Below are 24,881 nucleotides of genomic sequence, written 5' to 3'. Positions count from 1 at the left end.
CGGCTATGGCCTGACGTTCCACTCCGCGATCACGGGCCAGCCGTGCTCCGTGGACAGCCTGCTGTACGTCCCCGTCGCCAGCTGGAACAACCGGCCCTGTCCGGACGGCAGTCCGAGCCGACGGGCCGTCAGCACCCGCAGGAAATGGCCGTGGGCGACGAGTACGGCGTCTCCGCCGCAGTCCGCGAGTGCCGCGTCGACCCGGGACAGCACCCGGTCGGCGCGCCGACCGACCTCCTCGGGCGACTCGCCGGGGTGACCGTCGGCGCCGGGCGGTACACCGTCGGTCCACAGGTTCCAGGTGGGGCGGGTGCGGTGTATCTCGACGGTGGTGATGCCTTCGTACGCCCCGTAGTCCCACTCGTGCAGGTCGGACTCGACGACGGCCCCGGCGATGCCGGCGAGTTCGGCGGTGTGCACCGCGCGCCGCAGCGGGCTGGCCAGGACGAGGCAGAAGCGCCGCCCGGAGAAGAAGGGAGCGAGCTGCTTGGCCTGTCTCTCACCGAGGTCGGTGAGGGGCAGGTCGGTCCAGCTGGTGTGCTGTCCCGACCGGCTCCACTCCGTCTCGCCGTGGCGGACCAGGAGAAGATCCCCCACGGCGGTCTACTCCTTCGCCGACTCGACGGCGTGGCCGCCGAACTGGTTGCGCAGCGCCGCGATCATCTTCATCTGCGGGGAGTCGTCCTGACGGGACGTGAACCGCGCGAAGAGGGACGCGGTGATCGCGGGCAGTGGTACGGCGTGGTCGACGGCGGCCTCGACCGTCCACCGTCCCTCTCCGGAGTCCTGCGCCCAGCCGCGCAGCTTGTCGAGGTGCTCGTCCTCGTCGAGGGCGTTGACCGCGAGGTCGAGCAGCCAGGACCGGATGACGGTGCCCTCCTGCCAGGAGCGGAAGACCTCGCGCACATCGGTGACGGAGTCGACCTTCTCCAGCAGCTCCCAGCCCTCGGCGTAGGCCTGCATCATGGCGTACTCGATGCCGTTGTGGACCATCTTCGAGAAGTGCCCGGCGCCGACCTTGCCCGCGTGGACATAGCCGTACGGGCCTTCGGGCTTGAGCGCGTCGAAGATCGGCTGGAGCCGGTCGACGTGCTCCTTGTCGCCGCCGACCATCAGCGCGTAGCCGTTCTCCAGGCCCCAGACGCCGCCGGAGACGCCGGCGTCGACGAAGCCGATGCCCTTGGCGCCGAGCTCGGCGGCGTGCTTCTCGTCGTCCGTCCAGCGGGAGTTGCCGCCGTCCACGACGACGTCGCCCGCCTGAAGGAGGCCGCCGAGTTCGTCGACGACGGACTGGGTGGGGGCGCCGGCCGGGACCATCACCCAGACAGTGCGCGGGGCTTCGAGCCGCTCGACGAGTTCCGTGAGGTCCTTGACGTCGGACAGTTCGGGGTTGCGGTCGTAGCCGACGACGGTGTGGCCCGCGCGGCGGATGCGCTCGCGCATGTTGCCGCCCATCTTGCCGAGACCGATCAGACCGAGCTGCATGTCCGTTCACTACTCCCTGAGTTCGCGGTACGCGGCCACGAGGGCGGCGGTGGAGGGATCGAGGCCGGGGACGTCCGCGCCTTCGGTGAGGGCGGGTTCGACGCGCTTGGCGAGGACCTTGCCGAGCTCCACGCCCCACTGGTCGAAGGAGTCGATGTTCCACACGGCGCCCTGCACGAACACCTTGTGCTCGTAGAGCGCGACGAGCTGGCCGAGGACCGACGGTGTCAGTGCGGGCGCGAGGATCGTGGTGGTGGGGTGGTTGCCCCGGAAGGTGCGGTGCGCGACCTGCTCCTCGGGCACGCCCTCGGACTGGACCTCGTCGGCGGTCTTGCCGAAGGCGAGCGCCTGGGTCTGGGCGAAGAAGTTGGCCATCAACAGGTCGTGCTGCGCCTTGAGTTCGTCGCTCAGCTCGTCGACCGGGCGGGCGAAGCCGATGAAGTCCGCCGGGATCAGCTTCGTGCCCTGGTGGATCAACTGGTAGTAGGCGTGCTGCCCGTTGGTGCCGGGCGTGCCCCAGACGACCGGGCCGGTCTGCCAGTCGACCGGCCGGCCCTCGCGGTCCACCGACTTGCCGTTGGACTCCATGTCGAGCTGCTGGAGGTAGGCGGTGAACTTGGACAGGTAGTGGCTGTACGGCAGGACCGCGTGCGACTGGGCGTCGTGGAAGTTGCCGTACCAGATGCCCAACAGGCCCAGGATCAGCGGGGCGTTGGCCTCGGCGGGGGCGGTGCGGAAGTGCTCGTCGACGAGGTGGAAGCCGTCGAGCATCTCGCGGAAGCGGTCCGCTCCGATGGCGATCATCAGGGAGAGGCCGATCGCCGAGTCGTAGGAGTAGCGGCCGCCGACCCAGTCCCAGAACTCGAACATGTTGGCCGTGTCGATGCCGAAGTCCGTGACCTTCTCGGTGTTCGTCGACAGAGCCACGAAGTGCCGTGCGACCGCCTTCACGTCGCCGCCGAGGCCCTCGAGGAGCCAGGAGCGGGCCGAGGTGGCGTTGGTGATCGTCTCGATCGTGGTGAAGGTCTTGGACGCGACGACGAACAGCGTCTCCGCCGGGTCCAGGTCCCGCAGGGCCTCGTGCAGGTCGGCGCCGTCGACGTTCGACACGAAACGGAACGTCAAGTCCCGTGCCGTGTAGGCCCGTAGCGCCTCGTACGCCATCGCCGGGCCCAGGTCCGAGCCGCCGATGCCGATGTTGACGACGTTACTGATCCGTCGGCCGGTGTGGCCGGTCCATTCGCCGGAGCGGACCCGCTCGGCGAAGTCGCCCATCTTCGCGAGTACGGCGTGCACTTGGGGTATGACGTTCTCGCCGTCGACCTCGACGACCGTGTCGGCGGGGGCGCGCAGCGCGGTGTGCAGGACGGCGCGCCGCTCGGTGATGTTGATCTTCTTGCCGCGGAACATGGCGTCGCGCAGACCGAACACGTCGGTGGCGGTGGCCAGTTCGGTCAGCAGGGCCAGCGTCTCGTCGGTGACGAGGTTCTTCGAGTAGTCGATGCGCAGGTCGCCGACGCGCACCACGTACCGCTCCGCGCGACCGGGGTCCGCAGCGAACAGCTCACGCAGCTGCGCGTGCCAGTGCGCGCGGTGGTCCGCCAGAGCGGCCCACTCGGGCCGCACCGTGAGCCGGGGGGAGTCAGACATGAGAGGGGTTCTCCTTGGTGCCCTCGCCCCTGAGGGCGACGGCGTACATCTCGTCCGCGTCGAGGCGCCTGAGCTCCTCGGCGATCAGTTCGGAGGTGGTGCGGACCTTCAGCGCGAGGGTGCGCGAGGGCTGGCCCGGCAGGGTGAGCGTGGCGAGGGGGCCCTCGGGGCGGTCGATGACGATCTCGCCGTTCGCGGTGCCCAGCCGCACGGCCGTGACGACGGGGCCCGCGGTGACGACACGGTCGATCCTGACCGCGAGCCGTGCCTCCAGCCAGCGGGCCAGCAGCTCGGCGGCCGGGTTCTCCGCCTCGGCCTCCACCGCCCCCGACACGATCGGCACCCGGGCCTGGTCCAGGGCCGCCGCCAGCATCGAACGCCACGGCGTCAGCCGGGTCCACGCGAGATCGGTGTCGCCGGGCGCGTAGGAGCGCATCCGGGTCTCCAGCGTCTGCAGCGGGTTCTCGACGGCGTACAGGTCGGTGATCCGACGCTGCGCGAGCGCGCCCAGCGGATCCTTCGACGGGTACTCGGGCGCGTCGACGGGCCACCACACGACGACCGGCGCGTCCGGCAGCAGCAGCGGCAGGACCACCGAGTCGGCGTGGTCGGACACCTCGCCGTAGGTCCGGAGGATCACCGTCTCGCCGGTGCCGGCCTCGGAGCCGACGCGGACCTCCGCGTCCAGCCGCGATTGGGTGCGCTCACGCGGGGTGCGGGCATGCCGCTTGATGACGACCAGGGTGCGCGAGGGGTGCTCGTGCGAGGCCTCCTCGGCCGCCTTGATCGAGTCGTAGGCGTTCTCCTCGTCCGTGACGATCACCATCGTCAGGACCATGCCCACGGCGGGTGTGCCGATGGCGCGGCGACCCTGCACCAGCGCCTTGTTGATCTTGCTTGCCGTGGTGTCGGTCAGGTCGATCTTCATGGCCTGCGCCAGCTCCGTCCGTCTCGTGCGAGCATCTCGTCGGCTTCCTCGGGGCCCCAGCTGCCCGAGGGGTACTGCGCCGGCCTGCCGTGGGCCGCCCAGTACTCCTCGATCGGGTCGAGGATCTTCCAGGACTCTTCCACTTCCTGGTGGCGTGGGAAAAGGTTGGCATCGCCGAGCAGTACGTCCAGGATGAGGCGCTCGTACGCCTCCGGGCTGGACTCCGTGAAGGACTCGCCGTACGCGAAGTCCATCGTGACGTCCCGGATCTCCATCGAGGTGCCGGGCACCTTGGACCCGAAGCGGACGGTGATGCCCTCGTCGGGCTGGACGCGGATGACGATCGCGTTCTTGCCGAGTTCCTCCGTCGCGGTGGAGTCGAAGGGGGAGTGGGGCGCCGACTGGAAGACGACCGCGATCTCCGTCACCCTGCGGCCGAGCCGCTTGCCGGTGCGCAGATAGAAGGGGACGCCCGCCCAGCGACGGTTGTCGACGTTCAGCTTCACGGCGGCGTACGTGTCCGTCGTCGACGCCGGGTCGATGCCCTCCTCCTCCAGATAGCCGCGCACCTTCTCGCCGCCCTGCCAGGCGCCCGCGTACTGCGCCCGCACGGTGTGTTTCCCGAGATCCTCGGGCAGCTTGACCGCCTTGAGCACCTTGAGCTTCTCGGTGAGGAGCGAGGACGCGTCGAAGGAGGCGGGCTCCTCCATCGCGGTCAGTGCCATCAGCTGGAGGAGGTGGTTCTGGATGACGTCACGGGCCGAGCCGATGCCGTCGTAGTAGCCGGCGCGGCCGCCGATGCCGATGTCCTCGGCCATGGTGATCTGCACATGGTCGACGAACGACCGGTTCCAGATCGGTTCGAACATCGTGTTGGCGAACCGCAGCGCCAGGATGTTCTGGACGGTCTCCTTGCCCAGGTAGTGGTCGATGCGGAACACCTGGTCCGGTTCGAACACGTCGTGCACGACCGCGTTCAGCTCACGGGCGCTCGCCAGATCGTGTCCGAACGGCTTCTCGATGACCGCCCGCCGCCAGGACCCCTCCGGCGCCTTCGCCAGACCGTGCTTCTTCAGCTGCTCGACGACCTTCGGGAAGAACCTCGGCGGCACGGAGAGATAGAAGGCGAAGTTGCCGCCCGTGCCGCGCGAGGTGTCCAGCTCCTCGACGGCCGTCTTGAGCTGCTTGAACGCGGTGTCGTCGTCGAAGTCGCCCGGCACGAACCGCATGCCCTCGGCGAGCTGCTGCCAGACCTCCTCGCGGAACGGGGTCCGCGCGTGCTCCCGCACCGCGTCGTGCACGACCTGCGCGAAGTCCTGGTCCTCCCAGTCCCGTCGGGCGAACCCGACCAGTGAGAAGCCCGGCGGCAGCAGCCCGCGGTTGGCGAGGTCGTAGACGGCCGGCATCAGCTTCTTGCGGGACAGGTCGCCCGTCACCCCGAAGATCACCAGGCCCGACGGGCCCGCGATACGGGGCAGACGCCGGTCACGGGGATCCCGCAGGGGGTTGTCCCACACAGGTGTCGTGCTCATTCCGCGTCAGCTCCCTTGCTCTGCAGCGACTTCCTGACCGTGCTCAGCAGGTCCTCCCACGCCGCCTCGAACTTGGCGACACACTCGTCCTCCAGACGGGTGACGACCTCGTCGTACGGGACACCGAGCGCCGCCGGCGGCCAGGTGGCCTCCGGCATGGCGTTGACGCTGATGCCGGGGCCGATGGCCTCGGTGATCGCCGGGAGGCCGGCCTTCGTCGCCGGGATCTTGATCATCACCTTGGGGCGGTCGACGAGCCAGGCGAGCTGCTTGGCCTCGGCGACGGTGGCCGCGGTGTCGTGGGCGAGGCGGGGGTCGATCTCGATCGACACGCGACCGTCGACACTATGCGATGTGGTGTATACGGAATGCAGAATATCGGCTGCGGCCCGCACGTCGGAGAGGCGCTTCAGGGCTTCCGCGGTGGGCGCGGTTGCTTCGGTCACTGTGATCATCTTCTTTCTGGCGTTCGGATCAACCACGCGCGGCAGCGAGGGATTCCCGGGCTGCGGCGGCGACTTTCTCGGAGGTGAAGGGCCACCCTGTCCCCCGCCCTGCACACGTCGGTGCTACGGCACTCCCTGACCGCGTTCCTGCTGCGCCTCGCCCACCTCGCGACCAGCTCCACGGAGGCCGGGCGGCGGACCGAGTCCGCGTTCACCCTCTTCCGGGACGCCGTGGAACGGGACTTCGCCACGCAGCACAGCGTCAGCGCCTACGCCGACGCCCTCGGCTACTCCCGCCGCACGCTGGTGCGCGCCGTCCCGCATACCGTCGCCTGCCGACTGTGGGGGTTGATCCCGTCGACGGTATGCGGTGAGACTCCCCTCCCATGACTGACTGGTTCCTTCAGCAAGGGCACGGCGTACGTTTCGAGTGGGGTCCCGTCGGTGCCCGGCAGCTCGCCGCGGACGTCGCCTGTCTCGTCGTGGTCGACGTCCTTTCCTTCACCACCTCGGTGACCGTCGCCGCCGAGCGCGGAACCCAGGTCTTCCCATACCCCTGGCGGGATACCGGCGCACGTACCTTCGCCGACGAGCGGGCGGCCCGACTCGCCGTCGGGCGAAGGGCGATGACACCGCACGCGCCCTGGTCGCTCTCGCCCGCCGCGCTCCGCCGAGCCCCCTTCACGCCCCGGCTGGTGCTGCCGTCGCCCAACGGTTCGGCGATCGCCGCGGCGGCCGACGGTACGACCGTGATCGCGGGTTGTCTGCGGAACGCGACGGCCGTGGGGCGCCGCCTGGCCGCCCAGGGGTACGGGACCGAGCACCGCCCGGTCGCTGTCGTCGCCGCCGGTGAGCGCTGGCCCGACGGCAGCCTGCGGCCCGCGTCGGAGGACCTGCTGGGGGCCGGTGCGATCATCGCCGAACTGCGCGCTCAGGGAGCCGGCCCGCTGTCACCCGAGGCCGCCGCCGCACGGGCCGCCTTCGTGGGGACCCCGGACGTGGCGGAAGCCGTGGCCGACTGCGCCTCGGGGCGGGAGCTGGCCCGGGGCGGCTTCCCGGAGGACGTCACGGTCGCGGCCGAACTGGACGCCTGTTCCACCGTGCCCGTCCTCACGGACGGAGCCTTCACCGCCGTACCCGAGGCGGGGCACAGCTGATCCGGGGCCACCCGTCAGTTTCTGTTCGTGCTCGTGCGCTGCTGCCACTCCGGGAAGACCGAGCTCAGGAATGCCTCGCCGCGCGACACGCTCGCCGTGGAGTCGTTGCAGTAGAAGGAGGCGGGCCAGCTCGGGTTGAACTTGAGCAGCATCACCGTGGCGTTCTGTGCGGCGACAGCCTCTGTCACGCCGAGGTTCTTGGTCATCCAGTCGAAGACCGCGCCCCGGCGCCGTTGTTCGCGGACGATCGGATCGCCACCGCTCTGGACGCCGCCTTCGGCGTTCAGGATGCCGAGGCGCTGCATGGCCACCGTGAAGGAGAGGGCCATCTGCCGCCAGTTCTCCTCCCAGCCGGCGCGGTTCGCCGCGGCCTGCTGCATGAGCTGGTCGGCCTGCTGCCGGGTGAGTGGCGCGGCATTGCCGTGGGCCAACTGCATGCCGTGCGTGATCGTGGGGTTGAGCGAGGGGTAGACGGATTCGCCGAACTGGTCGAACAGGCCGTCCCAGTCGGTCTTGTCGAGGACGTGGCCGGTGCTGGCGGCGGCGGTGATGTCCACGGCGCCGACGGGGTTTCCCTGCGAGTAGAGGACGTAGTCCGGCCTGGTGGTGCCGAACGTCACCTGGGTGGCGTAGTGCATGCCTGCGGGGAGCGCGGGGTTTCCGGCGCCCTGCAGGCGGGCCTCGGCGATGGATTCGACCGCGTAGCCGAACTCCTTGGAGATGCCGCCGCTTCTGCCCGTGGTGTGGAATTCCTGCCACACCTCGACCCAGCGCTTGGTGTGGCCGTCGTAGTCGGCGAGGGGGCCGAGCTGCGGGGCGGTGGTGATGTAGTCGTAGGCCCACTCGACCGCGTTGTCCACGGCGGCGAAGAAGGCGTCGAAGGCCTGGGTCTCCGCCGCTTGGGGCGAGCCCTTCTTGAGTTCGACCTTGCGGCGCTGCAGCACGCCGGTGCCGCTGTGGCCCTGGCCCGTGGAGTGTGCCGAGGCGGGTCCCGTGGACGGCGCCGGGCCCGCGAGGGCGCGGACGGCGTTGGCCTCCGCCTCCCGCTCGAACCGGTCCGAGGGGTCCGACACCCGCAGTCCGTTGCCGTGATCGGTGCCCGCGACCGGCCCCTGACGCTGCTGGATCACATGGGTCAACTCGTGGGCGAGGGTGTGCCGGTCACCGCCGCCGTCACCGATGACGACGTGGTTGCCCGACGTGTAGGCGCGGGCTCCGATCTCCGCCGCGGACGCCCTGGCCGCGGAGCCGGTGTGGACGCGTACGTCGGAGAAGTCGGCGCCGAGACGGGACTCCATGTCCGTACGGGTGGCGTCGTCGAGCGGCCGGCCGCCGCCGCGCAGCACGTCGTGGACCGCGGACCGCTGTACGACGGGGGCCGCACCGGCGGTCCGTACGGCGTCCAGGTGGCCGCAGTCGGGGCCGTGCCGGTGCTCCTCCTGTGCCGGAGCCGAGAAGTGACCTTCCCGGCGCAGCAGTTGGACGACGGCCGCGTTGCCGGCCGTACGCTGCAGGGCGAGAAGGCGGTTGTCCGGCCCACTGGTTCTCGCCGATGCCGCCGGGCCCTTGTGGGTCGAGTCGTCGGGAGTTCTGCCGGGCTTCGCTGTGCGCACGAGGGGCCTTCCGGGCGGATGGGACGGTCCTTTCCTGCGTACCGCGCCGATGCCGTGGGAGGAAAGAGCCGCCGGGGCAGATGTCGTGCCCCGGCGGACAGGACAAGTGGACGGCGCCGGGCCCCCGTTCGTGCGGGGCGGGTGGGCCCGACGCGGGCCCGGGCCGGGGTCAGTGGCCGAACGTGAACCAGTTGACGTTGACGAAGTCCGCCGACTGGCCGCTGGTGAAGGTGAGATACACGTCGTGTGTGCCGGTGACGGAACTGATGTTGGCCGGAACCGTCTTCCACGTCTGCCAGCCGCCCGTGTTGGCGACCGCGAAGCTGCCGATCGGCGTGCCGGTGGCGCTGTCCAGGCGTACCTCGACCAGTCCGCTGATCCCGGACGCCGCACCGCTCGCGACGCGGGCGCTGAACTGAGTCGCCGCCGTGGAACCGAAGTTGACGCCCCTGTACAGCGCCCAGTCGCCGTTGGCGAGGTAGCCGATGTTCTGGCCGCCGCCGGTGTCGGTCGTGGTCTCGGTCGAGATGCCGGACTGGCTGTCGTAGGACTCGGCCTGGATCGTGGAGTAGGCGTCACGGCTGCCGGAGGGGGGCGAGGTGGTACCGCTCCCACTGCCCGCGGCCTGGAGCACCTGCACATAGTCGACGACCATCGGGTGGCCCGACTCGGTGGCGCTGTCCAGGCCGCCGCCGAGGGCGTCGGGGAAGGCGCCGCCCATCGCGACGTTCAGGATGACGAAGAAGCCGTGGTTGGTGGCGTTGGACCAGGTGGTCGCGTCGACCTGACTGGCCGTCACCGTGTGGTAGTTGACGCCGTCGACGTAGAAGCGGATCGCCTCGGGGGAGACCGAGCGGTCCCATTCCATCGTGTAGGTGTGGAAGCCGGATTGGCAGGTGGTGTTGGGGCAGGCCGTGGAGTTGCCGATGCCGGTGGTCTCGTTGCACGGGCCGCCCGGGTTGGTGCCGCAGTGCATCGTCGCCCAGACCTTGTTCAGGCCCTGGACGTTCTCCATGATGTCCAACTCGCCCACGCTGGGCCAGTTCTGGTAGTTGCCCCGGTACGGGGCGCCCAGCATCCAGAACGCCGGCCAGTAGCCCTCGGCCGCGGTGCCGGTGACGTTCGGCATCTGCAGCCGGGCCTCCACGCGGAGTTTGCCGCCGGACGGGGGCTGGAAGTCGGTGCGGACGGTCTCGATGCGGCCCGAGGTCCAGTTGCCCGCCGAGTCGCGCAGCGGGGTGATGCGCAGGTTGCCGTTGCCGTCGAGGGAGACGTTGCTGGTGCTGCTGGTCATCGTCTCGACCTCGCCGGTGCCCCAGTTGGCGGGGCCGCCCGGGTACGAAGTCCCGGTGCTGTACTGCCAGTTGGAGGTGTTGACGCCGGTGCCGGCGGTGCCGTTGAAGTCGTCGACGAAGACCTGCGTCCAGCCCGAGGGGGGCGTGGGCGCGGAGGCGTTCGCGGGCAGGGTGACGGCCGTCGCCGCCGCGGCCGCGAGGCCGAGGGTGCCGAGGACGGCGACGAGAGCGCGTCGCCGTCTGGACATGCCGGAGGTAGCACTCATGGGGGAACCTCTCGGGTACGGAGGGGTGGGGTGCGGGTGACACTGTGGGGCACGCTTTGAGAGCGCTCTCAAAGTGCGCCCAATGTGCTCTCCGTCCCGAGAGTCGTCAAGACTTAAAGCGAGGAAAGTCCTTTCACGGCAGGGAAGTTCAGGGCGTGAAGCGTACAAACGGGCTAAACCGCGCTGTCTAAACCGCGCTGCCGGCCTTCCAGTCGGCCCATGACAGGTTCCAGCCGTTGAGGCCGTTGGACGGCTCGACGGTCTTCTCGCCGGAGTTCTTCACGATCACCACGTCGCCGAGCATGGAGCTCTCGTAGAACTTGTAGCCCGCGACCGAGCTGTCGCTCGCCCCCTTGGTGTCGTCCAGGCCGATGCAGCCGTGGCTGGTGTTCTGGCTGCCGAAGACGGAGGCGGCGGCCCAGTAGTTGCCGTGCACGAAGGTGCCGGAGGTGGTCAGGCGCTGGGCGTGCGGCACGTCGGAGATGTCGTACTCGTCGCCGAGGCCGACCGTGGAGGATTCCATCCGGGTCTGCTTGAAGCGCTCACTGATCACCATGATCCCGGACCAGGTGGTGTGCTCGGCGTCGCCGCCGGAGACGGGGTAGGTGGCGTGGGTCGCGCCGTCCCGCTTCACCACCATCTCCTTGGCCGACAGGTCGACGGTGCTGATCTGTTCGCGGCCGATGTGGAAGGTGACGTCCTTCGACTGTATGCCGTAGACACCATCCTGTCCTTCGACGTCCTTCAACCGCAGACCGAGCGTGATCTTGGTCCCGGACGCCCAGTACGTCTCCGGCCGGAAGTCCAGCCGGGTGTCGCTGAACCAGTGGCCCACGATCTCCACGGCCGGCTCGGCGGTCACCGTGATCGCCTTCTGCACGGCGGCCCGGTCCTTCACGGCCTTCGTGAAGTTGATCGACACGGGCATGCCGACGCCGGAGGTGGAGTTCGCCTCGGGGGTGAAGTAACCGACGAAGGTCTCGCCGGGCGACCCGGTCGTGAACGTGGTCGTCTCGGCGTCGGCGCCCTCGGCCTGCGCGGTGACCGTGTACCTGGTGCCCGAGTACGGGTTCCTCGACGACGTCCACGTGGTCTTCGCGTCGTTCAGGGAGCCCTCGAGCGTGGAGCCGTCGTTGCCCGTCACCTTCACCGAGGCGAGCGTGCCGTCGGTCACGGTCACCTCGACGGGGCTGCTGAACGCCGCCTTCTTGGTGCCGTCGGCCGGGGTGACCGAGATCACCGGCTTCTTGGCGGCGGCCGAGGCCTTCGCGGCGGCGGACGCCTGGGTGCCCGAGCCCTCCGAGGCGTCCGCAGACCCGGAGCTGCAGCCGGTCAGCGCGGCGGCCGGCGCGACCCCCAGGACGGCCAGGATCCCGCGCCGGGACCACCCCGCCGTCCGTCGCTCGGACCGGTTCGATATGTGCGAGACGCCCACGGCACGCCTTCCTGAGTTGTCCACCTTTGCGCCAGCATCCTGCGCTCCACACATTGGTTGATCCTTTGAATGCCCACGCCGCAGGCTGAGATTTCCGTGAGGAGGGGCTGGGCGTCGGAAGGCAGGGGTGTCCGCGGTCCGCGGGACTCCCTGAACGCCCGCCTCCAGGAGACCTGATCCGCCGGACCGGCCCTGGGGGAGTGGTGGGCGGCGCTCAGTCCTGCGCACGCTCCGGCTGCCACCCCAGTGCCCGCGAGATCCCGCGCGCCGCGACCCGTACGGCGGGGGCGAGGACCGGCACCTGGGCGTCGGCGTGGGGGACGACCACCGACACGGCGGCGACCACCGCGCCGCCCGGCCCGCGCACGGGCGCGGCTACCGACAGGGCGTCGTCGGTGACCTGACGGCTGCTCACCGCGACACCCGTACGCCGGACTTCGGCCAGCACGCGGCGCAACTGGGCAGGATCAGTGATGGTGTGGGCGGTGAGGGATGTCAACGGCCCGCCACAGTAGGCCTCTTGGGACGCCGCATCGCCGTGGGCCAGCAGGACGAGCCCGACCCCGGTGACGTGCAGTGGCCAGCGGGCGCCCACCCGGATGTGCACACCGACCGCCGAACGCCCCGAGATCCACTCGGTGTAGACCACCTCGGACCCGTCCCGCACCGCCAACTGCACGTTTTCGTGCGTGGCTTCGTACAGGTCCTCCAGATACGGCAGCGCCACTTGGCGCAGCGCCAGTCCGCGCGGCGCGAGCGCGGCGACCTCCCACAGGCGCAGTCCCACGTGGTAGAGGCCGGACGCGTCCCGCTCCAGTGCGCCCCACTCGGTCAGCGCGCCCACCAGTCGGTGGGCGGTGGTGAGCGTCAGCCCGGCGCGCCGGCCGATGTCGCTGAGCGACAGCGCCGGATGGCTGTGGTCGAACGCGGCGAGCACGGCCAGCAGCCGGTCGGGCGCGGAGCGCGAGGTCACGGCCGGGTCGGAGTGCACGCTGGGGCGGCCCCGGTCACCTTCGGCCGTCCCGCTCGTTCCGTTCGTCCTGCTCCTTCTGTTCGTCCCCATGGCATCAGCTCAGCCCGTCCTCGGCGACCCTCAGCAGCAGCGTGTGCAGTGTCTCGCGTTCGGCGGGGTCGAGCGGGCCGAGCAGCTCGTTCGTCGCGCGCAGCCCCGCCTCGTCCGTGCCGCGCAGGAAGGTGCGGCCGTCCTCGGTGAGGACGACGATCCGGCTGCGCCGGTCGTCCGGGGCGGGCCTGCGCTCGGCGAAGCCCAGCTTCTCCAGGTCGTCGACCAGGCCGACGATCGCACTCGGGTCGTAGCCGAGCCGTGCGCTGAGCTCGCGCTGGAGCGCGCCCTCGGCGGTGGCGAGGAAGCGCAGCACCGCGTAGTGGCGCAGGCGCAGCCCCGACTCCTGAAGGAAGGAGTTGAAGAGTTGACCCGAGCGCAGCCCCAGGCGGTAGAGCAGATAGCCCGTGTCCGCGTGCAGTCCCCGCATCCACGGCTCGTTCCCGTCGATCGGGGCGGCGGCGTTCAGTGCGTTGTCCTGGCGGGCGATGGCGGGCTCCCTGGTCTCGGCCCCGTACGGGAGACGGGGGCGGTGTGTCGTCCAGATTCCAGCATGACTCACCCACAGGTGGACAACAACTATTGACGTCAACAATTATTGCTCTTAGCTTCGATCTCGCAGTCGCACCTCCCGCCGCCCTACGTGACCCCCTCGTGGTCGTGGCTCTTTCTGAAGGGACTCGCTCGTGACCAGCATCGATCTCACCGGCAAGGTCGCCGTCGTCACCGGTAGCGGCCGGGGCCTCGGGCTCGCCTACGCCCAGGCCCTGGCCGCCCATGGCGCCCGCGTGGTGATCAACGACGTCGACGAGGCCGTGGCCGGGGCGGCCGTGAAGTCCATCGTGGAGGCCGGCGGCACGGCCGTCGCCGAGGTCGTCCCGGTCGGCACCAGCGAGGCCGCCGAGCGGCTGGTGAACCGCGCCGTCGAGGAGTTCGGACGCCTGGACGTCCTGGTCACCAACGCGGGCATCCTGCGCGACAAGGTGCTGTGGAAGATGACCGACGACGACTTCGACGCGGTGATCACCACCCACCTCAAGGGCACCTTCACCTGCGCCCGCGCCGCCGCCGTACGGATGCGCGAGCAGGGCGAGGGCGGCACGCTGATCCTCGTCGGCTCCCCGGCCGGCCAGCGCGGCAACTTCGGGCAGACGAACTACGCCGCCGCCAAGGCCGGCATCGCCGCCTTCGCCCGCACCTGGGCCATGGAACTGGGCCGCGCGAAGATCACCGTCAACGCGATCGTGCCGGTCGCCGCGACCGCCATGACCGAGACCATCCCCGCCTTCGCCCCGTACATCGAGGCCATGCGCGGCGGCGAGCCGCTGCCGGACTTCCTGCGCAAGGGCGAGGGTTTCGGCACCCCCGAGGACTGCGCCGCGCTCGTGCCGTTCCTCGCCTCCGAGGCCGCCCGGGCCATCACCGGCCAGGCCATCGGCATCGGCGGCGACAAGGTGGCACTCTGGTCGCATCCGCAGGAGATCAAGGCGGCCTACGCCGACGGCGGCTGGACCCCCGAGAGCCTGGCCGCCGCCTTCCCCACCTCGGTCGGCGCCGAACTGCAGACCGTCGGCATCCCGGCGCCCAAGTTCCCGGAGGCCTGAGACCCATGGCGACCCTCAACGTCGAGGAACTCGTCGCGATCGACGTCCACACCCACGCGGAGGTGTCCTCCAAGGGCCACTCCTCGCTCGACGACGACCTGCACGACGCGTCCTCCGCCTACTTCAAGGTGGAGGGCAAGCGCAAGCCCACCCTGGAGGAGACGGCCGCCTACTACCGGGAGCGGAGGATGGCCGCCGTGATCTTCACGGTGGACGCCGAGTCCGCGACCGGCACGGCGCCCGTTCCCAACGAGGAGGTCGCCGAGGCCGCCGCCGCCAACGCGGACGTCCTCATCCCCTTCGCCTCCATCGACCCCTTCCGCGGCAGGGCGGGCGTGCGGCAGGCCCGCCGCCTGGTCGAGGAGTACGGGGTGAAGGGCTTCAAGTTCCACCCCAGCATCCAGGGCTTCTTCCCCAACGACCGCGCGGTGGCGTACGACCTGTACGAGGTCATCGAGGAGACCGGCACCATCGCCCTCTTCCACACCGGCCAGACGGGCATCGGCGCCGGAGTCCCCGGAGGCGGCGGCATCCGTCTCAAGTACTCCAACCCCCTGCACGTCGACGACGTCGCCGCCGACTTCCCGCACCTCAAGATCATCCTGGCGCATCCGTCGTTCCCCTGGCAGGACGAGGCACTCGCCGTCGCCACGCACAAGCCGGGCGTGCACATCGACCTGTCCGGCTGGTCGCCGAAGTACTTCCCGCCGCAGCTCGTGCAGTACGCGAACACGCTGCTGAAGGACAAGGTCCTCTTCGGCTCCGACTTCCCCGTCCTCACCCCCGACCGCTGGCTCGCCGACTTCGACAAGCTGACGATCAAGGACGAGGTGAAGCCGAAGATCCTCAAGGAGAACGCCGCCCGTCTGCTCGGGCTGACCACAGCGTAAGGGGCGTGGAGCATGCGCAACGAGGGACTGGGGTCGTGGCCCGCACGCCGGGCCCGCAAGACCCCGCACCGCACCGCACTGGTCCACGGTGAGCAGTCGACGGACTACCGCACATTGCATACACGCGTCACGCGGCTGGCCCACGCCCTCCGCTCCCGGGGCGTGCGCCGCGGCGACCGCATCGCCTACCTCGGCCCGAACCACCCCTCCTACCTGGAGACCCTGTTCGCGGCCGGCACACTCGGCGCGGTCTTCGTCCCGCTCAACACCCGCCTCGCGGGCCCCGAGATCGCCTACCAGCTCTCCGACTCCGGCGCCAAGGCCCTCGTCTACGGCGCCTCGCACGCGGGCCTGGTCGCGGGACTGCCGGGCAGCACGGACGTACGGACGTACGTCGAGGTCGGCGCCGAGTACGAGAACGTGCTGGCCTCGGCCTCCGAGGAGCCGATCGACGAGCCCGTCGGCGCCGACGACACCTGCATCATCATGTACACCTCGGGCACGACCGGCCGGCCCAAGGGCGCCATGCTCACGCACGGCAACCTCACCTGGAACGCGGTCAACGTCCTCGTCGACACCGACCTGATCGCCGACGAACGGGCCCTGGTCTCCGCGCCGCTGTTCCACACCGCGGGCCTGAACATGCTGACGCTCCCGGTGTTCCTCAAGGGCGGCACCTGCGTCCTGGTCGAGGCCTTCGACCCCGAGGCCACCTTCGACCTGATCGAACGCCACCGGATCACCTTCATGTTCGGGGTGCCGACGATGTTCGACCAGGTGGCCCGGCATCCGCGCTGGGCCGACGCGGACCTGTCCAGCCTGCGCATCCTGACCTGCGGCGGCTCCCCGGTCCCCACCCCGCTGATCGCCGCCTACCAGGAACGCGGTCTCACCTTCCTCCAGGGGTACGGCATGACCGAGGCGTCGCCCGGAACGCTGTACCTGGACGCCGAGCACGCCATCAGCAAGGCGGGCTCGGCCGGAGTCCCGCACTTCTTCAGCGACGTACGCGTCCTAGCCCCCGACCTCACCCCGGTCGGACCCGGTGAGACGGGCGAGGTGCTCGTCAGGGGACCGCACGTCATGCCCGGCTACTGGGGGCTGCCCGAGGAGACCGCCGCCTGCTTCGCCGACGGCTGGTTCCGCAGCGGGGACGCGGCGAAGGTCGACGAAGACGGTTACGTGTACATCGTCGACCGTATAAAGGACATGATCATCTCCGGTGGGGAGAACATCTACCCCGCCGAGATCGAGGACCTCCTCCTCGCGCACCCCGACATCGTCGAGGCCGCCGTCATCGGTGTGCGGGACGACAAGTGGGGCGAGGTGCCGCGCGCCGTCGTGGTGCTCCGCGAGGGCGCCGCGCTGGACCCCGACGAGGTGCTCGCCTCCCTGGCCGGCCGGCTCGCCAAGTACAAGATCCCCAAGTCGGTGGTGGTCGCGGACGAGCTTCCGCGCACCGCCTCCGGAAAGCTCCTCAAAGCCCGGGTGCGCCAGCGCTTCGGCACCAACTCTTAGCTAAGGACAGCCATATGAGCATCACGGTGAACGGCCTCGACGAGCTGAAGAAGCTGGCCGGCAGCGACCTGGGCACCAGCGAGTGGATCGAGGTCACCCAGGAGCGGATCAACACGTTCGCCGACGCGACCGGCGACCACCAGTGGATCCACGTGGACCCCGAGAAGGCCGCGGAAGGACCCTTCGGCGCCCCCATCGCCCACGGGTATCTGACCCTCTCCCTGTTCATCCCGCTGTTCACCGAGCTGCTGGACGTCCAGGGCGTCACCACGAAGGTCAACTACGGCCTGAACAAGGTGCGTTTCCCCTCGCCGGTGAAGGTCGGCTCGCGGATCCGACTGGTCGGGAAGCTGACCGAGGTCGAGGACGTGCCGGGCGGCGTGCAGATCACCGTCGACGGGGCGATCGAGATCGAGGGCGGTGCGAAGCCGGCGGCGGTGCTGCAGAGTCTGTCGCGGTTCTATGTGTAGCGCTCCGCTGGTGGAGCCGTAGGGGCGCTGAGGCTGTGGGGAGCTGCGGACCGTTGTGGCTGGTCGCGCCCACGCGGCGGAGCCGCACATCGATACAGCCCCGCGCCCCTTTGGGGGCGCTCCTAGTGCACGACGTCCACGAAGACCGGGTTGGAGTAGAACCAGGTGTCCGCCCACGGGTCGCCGTTGCCCGGCTCGTGGGGGATCGGGCCGTGCGGGTCGATCGACGCGCCGAGGTAGCCGGCCGCGTGCCGGTTGCCGTCGCTGCCGCGCAGCCGGACGTAGAAGGACTCGTCGCCGACGGTCAGCGGGACGCGCAGGGTGTACGTCCCCTTGCGGCCCGACACGTCCTTCGTGTGGACGACCTTCGTGTCGGGTGCCTTCCAGGCGTCCCGGTCGGTCACCGGGCCGCGCACCGCGCCCCGGATCACGTCCACGCGCGCCAACTCGGGGAGGATTCCCCGGGGGTTGGCCCGGGAGGCGGTCGTCACGGTGACGTACAGCGTGATCCTCTCGCCCTTGCGGACCCGCAGCCGGCCACCGAGGGTGACGCCCCGGCCGCCGTCGCAGTCCCGCTTCACCCGTACGTCGAGCCCGTCCAGCAGATGGCCGTGGTCGAGCCAGACGCGTCCCGCGCGCAGACCCTCCATCACCGCGCGGTAGCCGTAGCGGGTCACGCCGACGTGGGTGCGGCTGAACTCGCCGGGCCAGAAGTCGCTGCCGGGCTGCGGGGTGTCCGTGTTCACCGGGTCGGGCAGCCTGCCGGTGTTGTCGAAGTTCTGCCCGGCCGCCCAGTCGCCGTTCTTCCAGGTGTCGAAGACGGTCCGGTGGTTGTCGGAGTTCGTGGTGATCGTGAACAGCCGGCCCTCGGCCAGCAGCGCGTCCCACAGACCGCCGACGGTCGCGGTCGCCCAGTCGAAGCCGCCGTACGTCGGATAGGCGTCCGCCGGATAGCCCGCCCACGACTGCGCCGACGGCTTGTTCTCGTACTCGCCGCGGATCGACGTGGAACCGCGCCAGCCGGGGATGGCCGCGCCCTGGGCGCCGGGCGCGCCCTCCATGCCGATCATGATCTCGGGGGCCGCGTCACGCCAGTTGCGCATCTCGTGCGGGGAGTCGATGCCGAGGCGCAGCGGGTGGTTGGCGAGGACGAGGACGTCGTCGACGTAGCCCGAACGGCGCTGCTCGGCCAGCCACTTGATCGCCTTGACGGCGTGCGCCTCGTTACGGGCGGTGTCCGTGGCGCCGGCGGAACCCTCGGTGTAGCCGAGGAGTTTGCCGTCGTAGGCGAGCTCGAACCGGGTGAGCAGGTCGACCTCGTGGGCGCCCGGCGCGGCGAACACGGTGCAGTGCTCGGCGGCCGGGATGTACCACTCCAGGCCCTGGAAGATCAGCCGGCGCGGGTTCTCCGCACGGGCCTTGAGGATCTCCTGGTGCTCCAGCGCGGCGCCGTAGTGGGCGTGGCCGAAGTTGGAGTGCTCGTTGAACACCATCCAGTCCAGGCCGTACTCGGCGGCGGCCCTGGCCTGCTGGGAGAACGTGTACTTGGCGTCGTGGCTGTACACGGAGTGGACGTGGTGGTCGCCGACGAGGTAGGCGAGGCGCGGGTCGTCACCGCCCAGGCCGCGGCCCGAAGCGGCGAACGCGGGCGTCACGGCCGGGCCGAGGGCGAACGCGGCGCCGAACAGACCCGCGCGGCGCAGGAGTCCGCGGCGGGAGACGCCCTGGGCGTCGAGATGTGCGGGGGAGACGGACGGGTCGGCCCACTCGGGCAGTTGCTGCTCGGTCATGGTGGTGTGAGTCCTCTTCCAGGGCGTCAGTGGTTCATGAAGGAGGAGACGGGCAGCGCCCGCGCGACGATGCGGACGTCACCGAGGCGGCCGTGCAGGATCTGGTCGATCCTCCCGCCGTACTCGTAGCCGCCGAGCAGCCACGGCAGTCCGACGGAGGTGATGCCCACGGCCTTCGCCTTCGGGTTGCGCACGACCGGGCAGCCCTCGACGTACAGCGTGGTGTGCTCGCCGTCGTTGACCACCGCGAGGTGCCACCAGGTCTCCAGGGGGGTCTCCTGGCCCCAGTTGGTGGCGATGCCCTCCTGGTTCAGCGGGCGCATCGCCCACTGCGGCTCCCGGTCGTTGGACAGCGACAGCGTGGCGAGCGGCTCGTCGGGGTCGTCGCCGCTCCTGCCCGCGGCGCCCCCGGTGCCCGTACGGCTGACCAGTCCCGACCATGCGTGGTGCGACGGATCCCAGTCCGACGGGAGGCGGTAGAACGCCTCGATGGTGTAACCGCCGTCGAAGGTCGCCGAGTTCAGGGGAGCGCCGTCCACCGTGCGCAGGTACGCCCCCCGCAGCGGCGACTTGAAGCCGCGGAACTCCAGGCTGCCGTGCCCGGGTTGGTCGGGGTGGTGGTCCGAGGACCAGCCCAGGGTGCCGCCGCCGACGGTGACGACGGTGAGGTCGTTGCCTCGTCCGGACAGGTCGCGCACGGTGCCGGAGACGGTCGTGCCGTCGTCGTGGCCGTCGAAGCGCCAGTAGGCTACCGTGCCGCGCACGAGGACCTTCGACGCCGGACGGGCGGGGCGGGCCGGGACCGGGGCGAAGCCGGAGAAGCGGTCGGCGAAGTCGATGCCGACCGAGAACCGGTCGGCGTCACCGCTGAGTTCGATCTCCTGCCGTTCCAGCTCGTTGAGCCCCTTCGCGGCCCGGCCGAGGATCCACGGGGAGACGGTCTCCACGTCGATGACGTTCCGGTCGAGGTCGAAGCGGTACAGGCGGATCATCGCCGCGCCGCCGAAATAACGATTCTGATAGTTCGTCAGGTGCAGGTGGACGTCATGTCCCGCCGCGTTCTTGCGCGTTGCCCGTCCGGCGGGCCAGTAGTGCCCGTTGAGCGTGAGGAAGATCTGGTCGTGGCCGTCGATCAGCCGGTCCCACAGCTGCTGCCCGTACGCCGACAGGGAGTCGTCCTCGACGACCAGTTCGTGCGTGGTGAGGACGACCGGCGTCGTCGGGTGGGCGGCCAGGACGTCCTTCGCCCAGGCGTACCCCTGGTCCGACAGCCGCCAGTCCAGCGCCAGCACCATCCACTCGCGGCCGGCCGCCCGGAACAGGTGGAAGGTGTTGTAGCCGTCGGGGGAGGCCCCGCCGAAGGTCGGCTTCCCCCGGAACCTGTCCGGGCCGAACGTGTCCAGGTACGGGGTCGCCCCGCGCTGGTCGGTCGTCGACGACCTCACGTCGTGGTTGCCGGCCAGGACGCTGTAGCCGACCCCGCGCCGGTCGAGCAGCTCGAACGCCTCACCGATCGCGGCGCATTCGGCCGCCGCGCCGTTCTGCGTGAGGTCGCCGAGGTGGGACAGGAACACGATGTTCTCGGCGTTCTCGCCCCCATGCTCCAGGAGGTACCGCAGGGACGCCTCGACGGGCGCCTTGTCGATGCTCGGACCGTCGAAGAGGTACTGGGTGTCGGGCATCACGGCGAGCGTGAAGCGGCGGCTGTCGGTGTCCGGACGCCAGACGGCCCGAGTCGCCTCCGCCGCCGCCTCGGCGGAGGCCGTGGGCAGTGCGACCGAGGCCGTGGCCGCGGCGCCGAGCAGCGCCGTGGCCCGCAGGAAGCTGCGTCGTCCGGCGCCGGCCTGCGCGGCCTCGCACGGTTCATGGGCATGCGAAGTACACACGTGTGCTCCGTAGGGGAAGCCGGGGAAAGTCCTTACGGGGATGGGGGGTTACAAGGTGCGCAGGCTCCAGCTCCAGCGATGGACGCCCGGCGCGACGAGGTAGGAGGGGAAGGTGTCGGGACCGCACGAGGCCGTACCGAGGCCCCGGTGCGCCGCGTCGAGATGCACCACGCAGCCCGCGCGCGGCACCAGTTCGTCGTGATGGGCGCAGGCCGTCAGGTCCTCGGCGCGGTAGCGCGTGACGGATACCTGCCGGGGCTCGTCCGGGGTGACCGTGAGACCCGTGGTGCCCGGCCCGGAGAGAGTGAAGCGTCGTACGCCGTGCCGGCCGCCGCTCTCCTGCGGACGCAGATAGGGGGTGAACAACTCGTCGACGGGGAGGGCGTGATGGCCCACCGGGGCACCCCCGCTGCGGTCCGGGTAGGACTCCCAGGGGCCCTGCCCGAACCACTGAACGCGGTCGAGCCCGGCGACCGTCTCGAAGACCGTCCCGACCCGGGCCACGTCGTCGAACTCCTCGGGCAGCTCGGCGAGTTCGTCGATCCGGACGCCGCCCTCGACCGGGGTGAACACCTGCTCGTGCCGGACGACGCCAGTGGTACCCGCGTACTGTGCGAGCACGGTCACCGAGTCGCCGTCGCGCCGCACCGACACCACCTTGCGCACCAGGGAGTCCAGCCCCCACGTCCGCCAGCGCAGCGCCATGCCGCCCAGCTCGTCGTTGTCGGTGGGCGCCCGCCACAGCGACAGCGTGGGCGCGGCGGTCAGCAGCGGATGGACCAACAGGCCTTCCTCGTCGACCTCGACACCGCCGCCGGAGACCGGCGGTTCCTCGGCCGACACGGCCGACACGGCCACCTCGGCCTCCCGCAGCAGCACCTGCGGCGCGCACACCTCCGTGCCGCGCGGCGCCCACGCCAGATCCTCGGCGATCGTCACGCGCAGGGTCAGCCACGCCTCGCCGCCGTCCTCGGGCAGGGCCAGCGGCAGCGGGACCATCGCCGTCTCGCCGGGGAGGAGCGAGGGGAGTTCGGCGGGAGCGGTCAGCGTACGGCCGTCCGCGAGCGCCAGCTCCCACGCGCCCGCGAGCCACTCCAGGCCACGGAAGTGCTGGTGGTTGGAGACGACCAGCCCTTCGTGCCGGAACAGCTCCAGCCGTACGGGCGCGGCGAGTTCGCGGTGCTCGTACATCACGGGCTTCGGGGTGCGGTCGGGGAAGACCACGCCGTCCGCGATGAACGCGCCGTCGTGGTCCTTCTCGCCGAAGTCACCGCCGTACGCCCAGCGGTAGCCGGGAGCGGCGACACCGTTGTCGTAGAGCCCGGCGCCGCCACGCCCGACCGGTCGTCCGTCGTTCACGGACTGAAGGATTCCGTGGTCCCAGAACTCCCAGATGAACCCGCCCTGAAGACCCGGGGTGGCCTCGATGGCAGCCCAGTGGTCGGCCAGCGTGCCGTTGCTGTTGCCCATGGCGTGCGAGTACTCGCACTGGATCAGCGGCTTGGTCTGCTCCCCGGACAGCGCGTGCGCCACACAGTCCTCCAGCGGCGCGTACATCGGGCAGGCGATGTCGGAGGCGAGGTCCGGGTCCGCCCAGCCGCGCTTGGCCGCCCCCTCGTACTGGAGCGGCCGCGTCGCGTCGTGCCGGCGCACCCAGCCGGCGGCCGCGTCGTGGTTGGCGCCGTAGTCCGACTCGTTGCCCAGCGACCAGATGATCACCGAGGGGTGGTTCTTGTCCCGCAGCACCATCCGCGACACCCGGTCCACGAAGGCGTTCAGATAGCGCGGGTCGTCGGCGATCTCGTGGGCGTGGTCGTGGGACTCGATGTCCGCCTCGTCGACCACGTAGAAGCCGAGTTCGTCGGCGAGGTCGTACAGCGTCGGGTCGCCCGGGTAGTGCGCGGTGCGGATCGCGTTGAAGCCGAAACGCTTCAGCAGGACCAGGTCCGCGCGCATGTCGTCGTACGACACCGTCCGCCCGGTCAGCGGATGGAAGTCGTGCCGGTTCACGCCCCGGATGTAGATCCGCTCGCCGTTGACCAGCAGGTCCCGGCCGACGATCTCGACGTCCCGGAAGCCGACGCGGTGGCGGGAGGTGTCGGCGACGCTGCCGTCGGCGCGGTGCAGCCGCACCGTCAGGCCGTACAGCTCGGGAGTCTCGGCGGTCCAGGCGCGCACCTCGGGCACGCGCGCCCGCAGCCGCGCCTCGCCGAGGAAGACGGAGACCCGCTCGTCCTCGGCGTTGGCCCGGTCGAACTCCGTGTCCTGCGTGAGCGCGAGCCCGTCCAGCTCCCCGCTGACGTACCACCCCTCGGGCAGCGCCCCGCCCGCGTCCCGCACCCGGCAGTCGACGACCAGCGCCCCGTCCCGGGAGGCGCGCACGGTGACGTCGGCCAGGTGCAGCGGGTCGGTCGCGTACAGCAGCACCGAACGGGTGATCCCGCCGTGCCACCAGTGGTCCTGGTCCTCGATGTGCGAGGCGTCCGACCACTTGACGACGGTCAGTCGCAGCGTGTGCCGGCCACCGGGGCGTACGGCGTCGGACAGGTCGAAGTCGGCGGCGAGATGGGAGTCCTTGGAGATGCCGACGGGCCGCCCGTCCACGTGCACCAGCAGGACGCTCTCGGCGGCGCCGACCTGGAGCACGATGCGGCGGGCGGTCCAGTCGGCGGGGATGTCGATCTCGCGCTCGTACACACCCGTCGGGTTGTCGTCGACCGGCGACAGTGGAGGGAACTCTGTATACGGCATACGGATGTTCAGATACTGCGGAAGGTCGACCGTCGACCGCAGTGGGTCGTCCGTATCCTGCATGGTCCATACGCCCGGCACGACCGTCGTCGACCACGCACCGCCGACCGGCGCGTCCGGAGCGGACAGCAGCTGGAAGCGCCAGTCGCCGTCCAGGGAGTGTGCTCCGGCGCGCCGGTCGACGGCGTTCATGGGCAGCCGCCCCCAGGAGGTGATCTCGGGGGCGGACCAGGGGCGCAGCGCCGGCAGGGGATCCGTCACTTGATCGCTCCCTTGGCGAGGTCTCCGATGATCTGGCGGGCGCCGACCGCGAACACGATGAGCAGGGGGATGAGCGCGAGCAGTGCGCCGGTCATGACCATTCCGTAGTCCGTCGTTCCGTGGGTTCCGTTGAGCTGGGACAGCGCGACCTGGAGGGTGACGTTGTCCGGGTTGGTGAGGGCGATGAGGGGCCAGGCGTAGTCGTTCCACTGGCCCATGAAGGTGAAGATGCCGAGGAAGGCGAGGCCGGGGCGGACCACGGGCAGGGCCACGTGCCAGTACTGGCGGAGGAAGTTCGCGCCGTCGATGCGGGAGGCGTCGAGGAGTTCGTCGTGGATGGCGCTCTTCATGTACTGGCGCATCCAGAAGATGCCGAAGGCGTTGGCGGCGGCCGGCACGATCAGCGAGGTCATCGAGCCGATCCAGCCGAGCTTGGCCATGATCACGAACTGTGGGATGGCCGACAGCTGTGCCGGCACCATGAAGATGATCATGAGTGAGGCGAACAGAAAGCGCTTGCCCGGGAACTGGAACTTGGCGAAGACGAACGCCGCCAGCGAGTCGAAGAACAGCACCAGGACCGTCACCGAACCCGCCACCAGCAGCGAGTTGGCCATCGAGCCGAAGAAATCGATGCCGTCGAGGAGATGGCGGAGGTTCTCCAGGAAGTGCGTGCCGGGCAGCAGCTTCGGCGGGTAGGAGAAGATCTCGCTCGACGTGTGCGTCGACATGATCACGGCCCAGTAGAACGGGAAGGCCGACAGCAGCACGCCGGCGACCAGCGTCGCGTGCAGGGCGATGGCCCGGCGCCGGGAACCCTTGATGGTTGCCATGGGGGTGG

19 protein-coding genes and 2 pseudogenes are annotated in these 24,881 nt (G+C 70.3%); 6 read left to right on the top strand and 15 right to left on the bottom strand.

Going from position 1 to position 24,881, the window contains the following annotated elements:
• Nucleotides 1–3: 3 nt before the first annotated feature.
• From ACLZN2_RS06395 to ACLZN2_RS06370, 6 genes and pseudogenes are all read right to left on the bottom strand, one after another.
• Nucleotides 4–597, bottom strand: coding sequence for a histidine phosphatase family protein (locus ACLZN2_RS06395; RefSeq protein ID WP_416977381.1), 594 nt, complete (start codon nucleotides 595–597; stop codon nucleotides 4–6).
• Between the two features lie 6 nt (nucleotides 598–603).
• Nucleotides 604–1,485, bottom strand: a complete 882-nt coding sequence (gnd, locus tag ACLZN2_RS06390) for a phosphogluconate dehydrogenase (NAD(+)-dependent, decarboxylating) (RefSeq protein ID WP_416977380.1) — start codon at nucleotides 1,483–1,485, stop codon at nucleotides 604–606.
• Nucleotides 1,486–1,494: 9 nt separating this feature from the next.
• The gene (gene pgi, locus ACLZN2_RS06385; protein WP_416977379.1) at nucleotides 1,495–3,135 is read right to left on the bottom strand and encodes a glucose-6-phosphate isomerase; all 1,641 of its coding nucleotides are present in this window, start codon (nucleotides 3,133–3,135) and stop codon (nucleotides 1,495–1,497) included.
• Nucleotides 3,128–4,063: a glucose-6-phosphate dehydrogenase assembly protein OpcA gene (gene opcA / locus ACLZN2_RS06380; RefSeq protein ID WP_416977378.1), complete on the bottom strand. Its 936-nt coding sequence runs from the start codon at nucleotides 4,061–4,063 to the stop codon at nucleotides 3,128–3,130. Before opcA ends, pgi begins: the two co-directional genes overlap by 8 nt.
• Nucleotides 4,060–5,595: a glucose-6-phosphate dehydrogenase gene (zwf, locus tag ACLZN2_RS06375; RefSeq protein WP_416977377.1), complete on the bottom strand. Its 1,536-nt coding sequence runs from the start codon at nucleotides 5,593–5,595 to the stop codon at nucleotides 4,060–4,062. The genes opcA and zwf overlap by 4 nt, the downstream gene beginning before the upstream one ends.
• A gap of 161 nt (nucleotides 5,596–5,756) precedes the next feature.
• Nucleotides 5,757–5,996: pseudogene (locus tag ACLZN2_RS06370) on the bottom strand (transaldolase family protein); the annotation flags it as partial.
• A gap of 135 nt (nucleotides 5,997–6,131) precedes the next feature.
• On the opposite strand from ACLZN2_RS06370, the pseudogene ACLZN2_RS06365 reads away from it, so the two are divergent.
• Nucleotides 6,132–6,359, top strand: a pseudogene (locus ACLZN2_RS06365) (AraC family transcriptional regulator); the annotation flags it as partial.
• Nucleotides 6,360–6,427: 68 nt separating this feature from the next.
• The gene (locus ACLZN2_RS06360) at nucleotides 6,428–7,198 is read left to right on the top strand and encodes a 2-phosphosulfolactate phosphatase (protein ID WP_416977376.1); all 771 of its coding nucleotides are present in this window, start codon (nucleotides 6,428–6,430) and stop codon (nucleotides 7,196–7,198) included.
• 14 nt (nucleotides 7,199–7,212) lie between these two features.
• Here ACLZN2_RS06360 and ACLZN2_RS06355 read toward each other — a convergent pair whose 3' ends face one another.
• The 5 genes from ACLZN2_RS06355 to ACLZN2_RS06335 form a co-directional block, all read right to left on the bottom strand.
• On the bottom strand, nucleotides 7,213–8,811 hold the full coding sequence (locus ACLZN2_RS06355) for a DUF4157 domain-containing protein (protein WP_416977375.1): 1,599 nt from the start codon (nucleotides 8,809–8,811) through the stop codon (nucleotides 7,213–7,215).
• A gap of 169 nt (nucleotides 8,812–8,980) precedes the next feature.
• Nucleotides 8,981–10,372: a glycoside hydrolase family 16 protein gene (locus ACLZN2_RS06350; protein WP_416977374.1), complete on the bottom strand. Its 1,392-nt coding sequence runs from the start codon at nucleotides 10,370–10,372 to the stop codon at nucleotides 8,981–8,983.
• 187 nt (nucleotides 10,373–10,559) lie between these two features.
• Nucleotides 10,560–11,807, bottom strand: coding sequence for a L,D-transpeptidase (locus ACLZN2_RS06345; protein ID WP_416977373.1), 1,248 nt, complete (start codon nucleotides 11,805–11,807; stop codon nucleotides 10,560–10,562).
• Between the two features lie 214 nt (nucleotides 11,808–12,021).
• Nucleotides 12,022–12,780 carry an IclR family transcriptional regulator gene (locus ACLZN2_RS06340; protein ID WP_416977372.1) on the bottom strand — a complete coding sequence of 253 codons (759 nt, stop codon included), beginning with the start codon at nucleotides 12,778–12,780 and terminating at the stop codon, nucleotides 12,022–12,024.
• Between the two features lie 94 nt (nucleotides 12,781–12,874).
• Complete coding sequence (locus ACLZN2_RS06335; RefSeq protein WP_416977558.1) at nucleotides 12,875–13,300, bottom strand: MarR family winged helix-turn-helix transcriptional regulator; 426 nt, start codon at nucleotides 13,298–13,300, stop codon at nucleotides 12,875–12,877.
• A gap of 256 nt (nucleotides 13,301–13,556) precedes the next feature.
• On the opposite strand from ACLZN2_RS06335, the gene ACLZN2_RS06330 reads away from it, so the two are divergent.
• From ACLZN2_RS06330 to ACLZN2_RS06315, 4 genes are read left to right on the top strand one after another with little or no spacing between them, the layout of a single operon-like run.
• Nucleotides 13,557–14,474 (top strand): SDR family NAD(P)-dependent oxidoreductase, encoded by a 918-nt coding sequence (locus ACLZN2_RS06330; RefSeq protein ID WP_416977371.1) that lies wholly within the window; start codon nucleotides 13,557–13,559, stop codon nucleotides 14,472–14,474.
• 5 nt (nucleotides 14,475–14,479) lie between these two features.
• Complete coding sequence (locus ACLZN2_RS06325; protein ID WP_416977370.1) at nucleotides 14,480–15,364, top strand: amidohydrolase family protein; 885 nt, start codon at nucleotides 14,480–14,482, stop codon at nucleotides 15,362–15,364.
• Between the two features lie 12 nt (nucleotides 15,365–15,376).
• Nucleotides 15,377–16,882, top strand: coding sequence for an acyl-CoA synthetase (locus ACLZN2_RS06320; RefSeq protein ID WP_416977369.1), 1,506 nt, complete (start codon nucleotides 15,377–15,379; stop codon nucleotides 16,880–16,882).
• A gap of 14 nt (nucleotides 16,883–16,896) precedes the next feature.
• Nucleotides 16,897–17,352 (top strand): MaoC family dehydratase, encoded by a 456-nt coding sequence (locus tag ACLZN2_RS06315; protein WP_416977368.1) that lies wholly within the window; start codon nucleotides 16,897–16,899, stop codon nucleotides 17,350–17,352.
• A 122-nt stretch (nucleotides 17,353–17,474) separates the two neighbouring features.
• Here the strand turns inward: ACLZN2_RS06315 and ACLZN2_RS06310 are convergent, their stop codons facing one another.
• Genes ACLZN2_RS06310 through ACLZN2_RS06295 form a run of 4 tightly spaced genes read right to left on the bottom strand, consistent with a single transcriptional unit; the run spans nucleotide 17,475 to nucleotide 24,873 of the window.
• Nucleotides 17,475–19,142 (bottom strand): histidinol-phosphatase, encoded by a 1,668-nt coding sequence (locus tag ACLZN2_RS06310; RefSeq protein WP_416977367.1) that lies wholly within the window; start codon nucleotides 19,140–19,142, stop codon nucleotides 17,475–17,477.
• 26 nt (nucleotides 19,143–19,168) lie between these two features.
• Nucleotides 19,169–21,028 (bottom strand): LamG-like jellyroll fold domain-containing protein, encoded by a 1,860-nt coding sequence (locus tag ACLZN2_RS06305; RefSeq protein ID WP_416977366.1) that lies wholly within the window; start codon nucleotides 21,026–21,028, stop codon nucleotides 19,169–19,171.
• 48 nt (nucleotides 21,029–21,076) lie between these two features.
• Entirely contained in the window at nucleotides 21,077–24,040 is a 2,964-nt protein-coding gene (locus ACLZN2_RS06300; protein WP_416977365.1) for a glycoside hydrolase family 2 TIM barrel-domain containing protein, read from the bottom strand.
• Entirely contained in the window at nucleotides 24,037–24,873 is an 837-nt protein-coding gene (locus tag ACLZN2_RS06295; RefSeq protein WP_416977364.1) for a carbohydrate ABC transporter permease, read from the bottom strand. The genes ACLZN2_RS06300 and ACLZN2_RS06295 overlap by 4 nt, the downstream gene beginning before the upstream one ends.
• Nucleotides 24,874–24,881: the final 8 nt, after the last annotated feature.

This window comes from Streptomyces sp. T028, assembly GCF_048159505.1.
In the GTDB taxonomy this organism is placed as follows: Bacteria; Actinomycetota; Actinomycetes; order Streptomycetales; family Streptomycetaceae; genus Streptomyces.
Note: the sequence above shows the minus strand (reverse complement) of the source record. Positions and strands in the feature narration are given on the sequence as shown.

What these genes read in the sequence shown, in the direction of transcription:
- gnd (WP_416977380.1), bottom strand. Translation starts at nt 1,485, where the DNA reads ATGCAGCTCGGTCTGATCGGTCTCGGCAAGATGGGCGGCAACATGCGC.
- pgi (WP_416977379.1), bottom strand. Translation starts at nt 3,135, where the DNA reads ATGTCTGACTCCCCCCGGCTCACGGTGCGGCCCGAGTGGGCCGCTCTG.
- opcA (WP_416977378.1), bottom strand. Translation starts at nt 4,063, where the DNA reads ATGAAGATCGACCTGACCGACACCACGGCAAGCAAGATCAACAAGGCG.
- zwf (WP_416977377.1), bottom strand. Translation starts at nt 5,595, where the DNA reads ATGAGCACGACACCTGTGTGGGACAACCCCCTGCGGGATCCCCGTGAC.
- ACLZN2_RS06360 (WP_416977376.1), top strand. Translation starts at nt 6,428, where the DNA reads ATGACTGACTGGTTCCTTCAGCAAGGGCACGGCGTACGTTTCGAGTGG.
- ACLZN2_RS06350 (WP_416977374.1), bottom strand. Translation starts at nt 10,372, where the DNA reads ATGAGTGCTACCTCCGGCATGTCCAGACGGCGACGCGCTCTCGTCGCC.
- ACLZN2_RS06335 (WP_416977558.1), bottom strand. Translation starts at nt 13,300, where the DNA reads ATGCGGGGACTGCACGCGGACACGGGCTATCTGCTCTACCGCCTGGGG.
- ACLZN2_RS06325 (WP_416977370.1), top strand. Translation starts at nt 14,480, where the DNA reads ATGGCGACCCTCAACGTCGAGGAACTCGTCGCGATCGACGTCCACACC.
- ACLZN2_RS06320 (WP_416977369.1), top strand. Translation starts at nt 15,377, where the DNA reads ATGCGCAACGAGGGACTGGGGTCGTGGCCCGCACGCCGGGCCCGCAAG.
- ACLZN2_RS06315 (WP_416977368.1), top strand. Translation starts at nt 16,897, where the DNA reads ATGAGCATCACGGTGAACGGCCTCGACGAGCTGAAGAAGCTGGCCGGC.
- ACLZN2_RS06310 (WP_416977367.1), bottom strand. Translation starts at nt 19,142, where the DNA reads ATGACCGAGCAGCAACTGCCCGAGTGGGCCGACCCGTCCGTCTCCCCC.
- ACLZN2_RS06295 (WP_416977364.1), bottom strand. Translation starts at nt 24,873, where the DNA reads ATGGCAACCATCAAGGGTTCCCGGCGCCGGGCCATCGCCCTGCACGCG.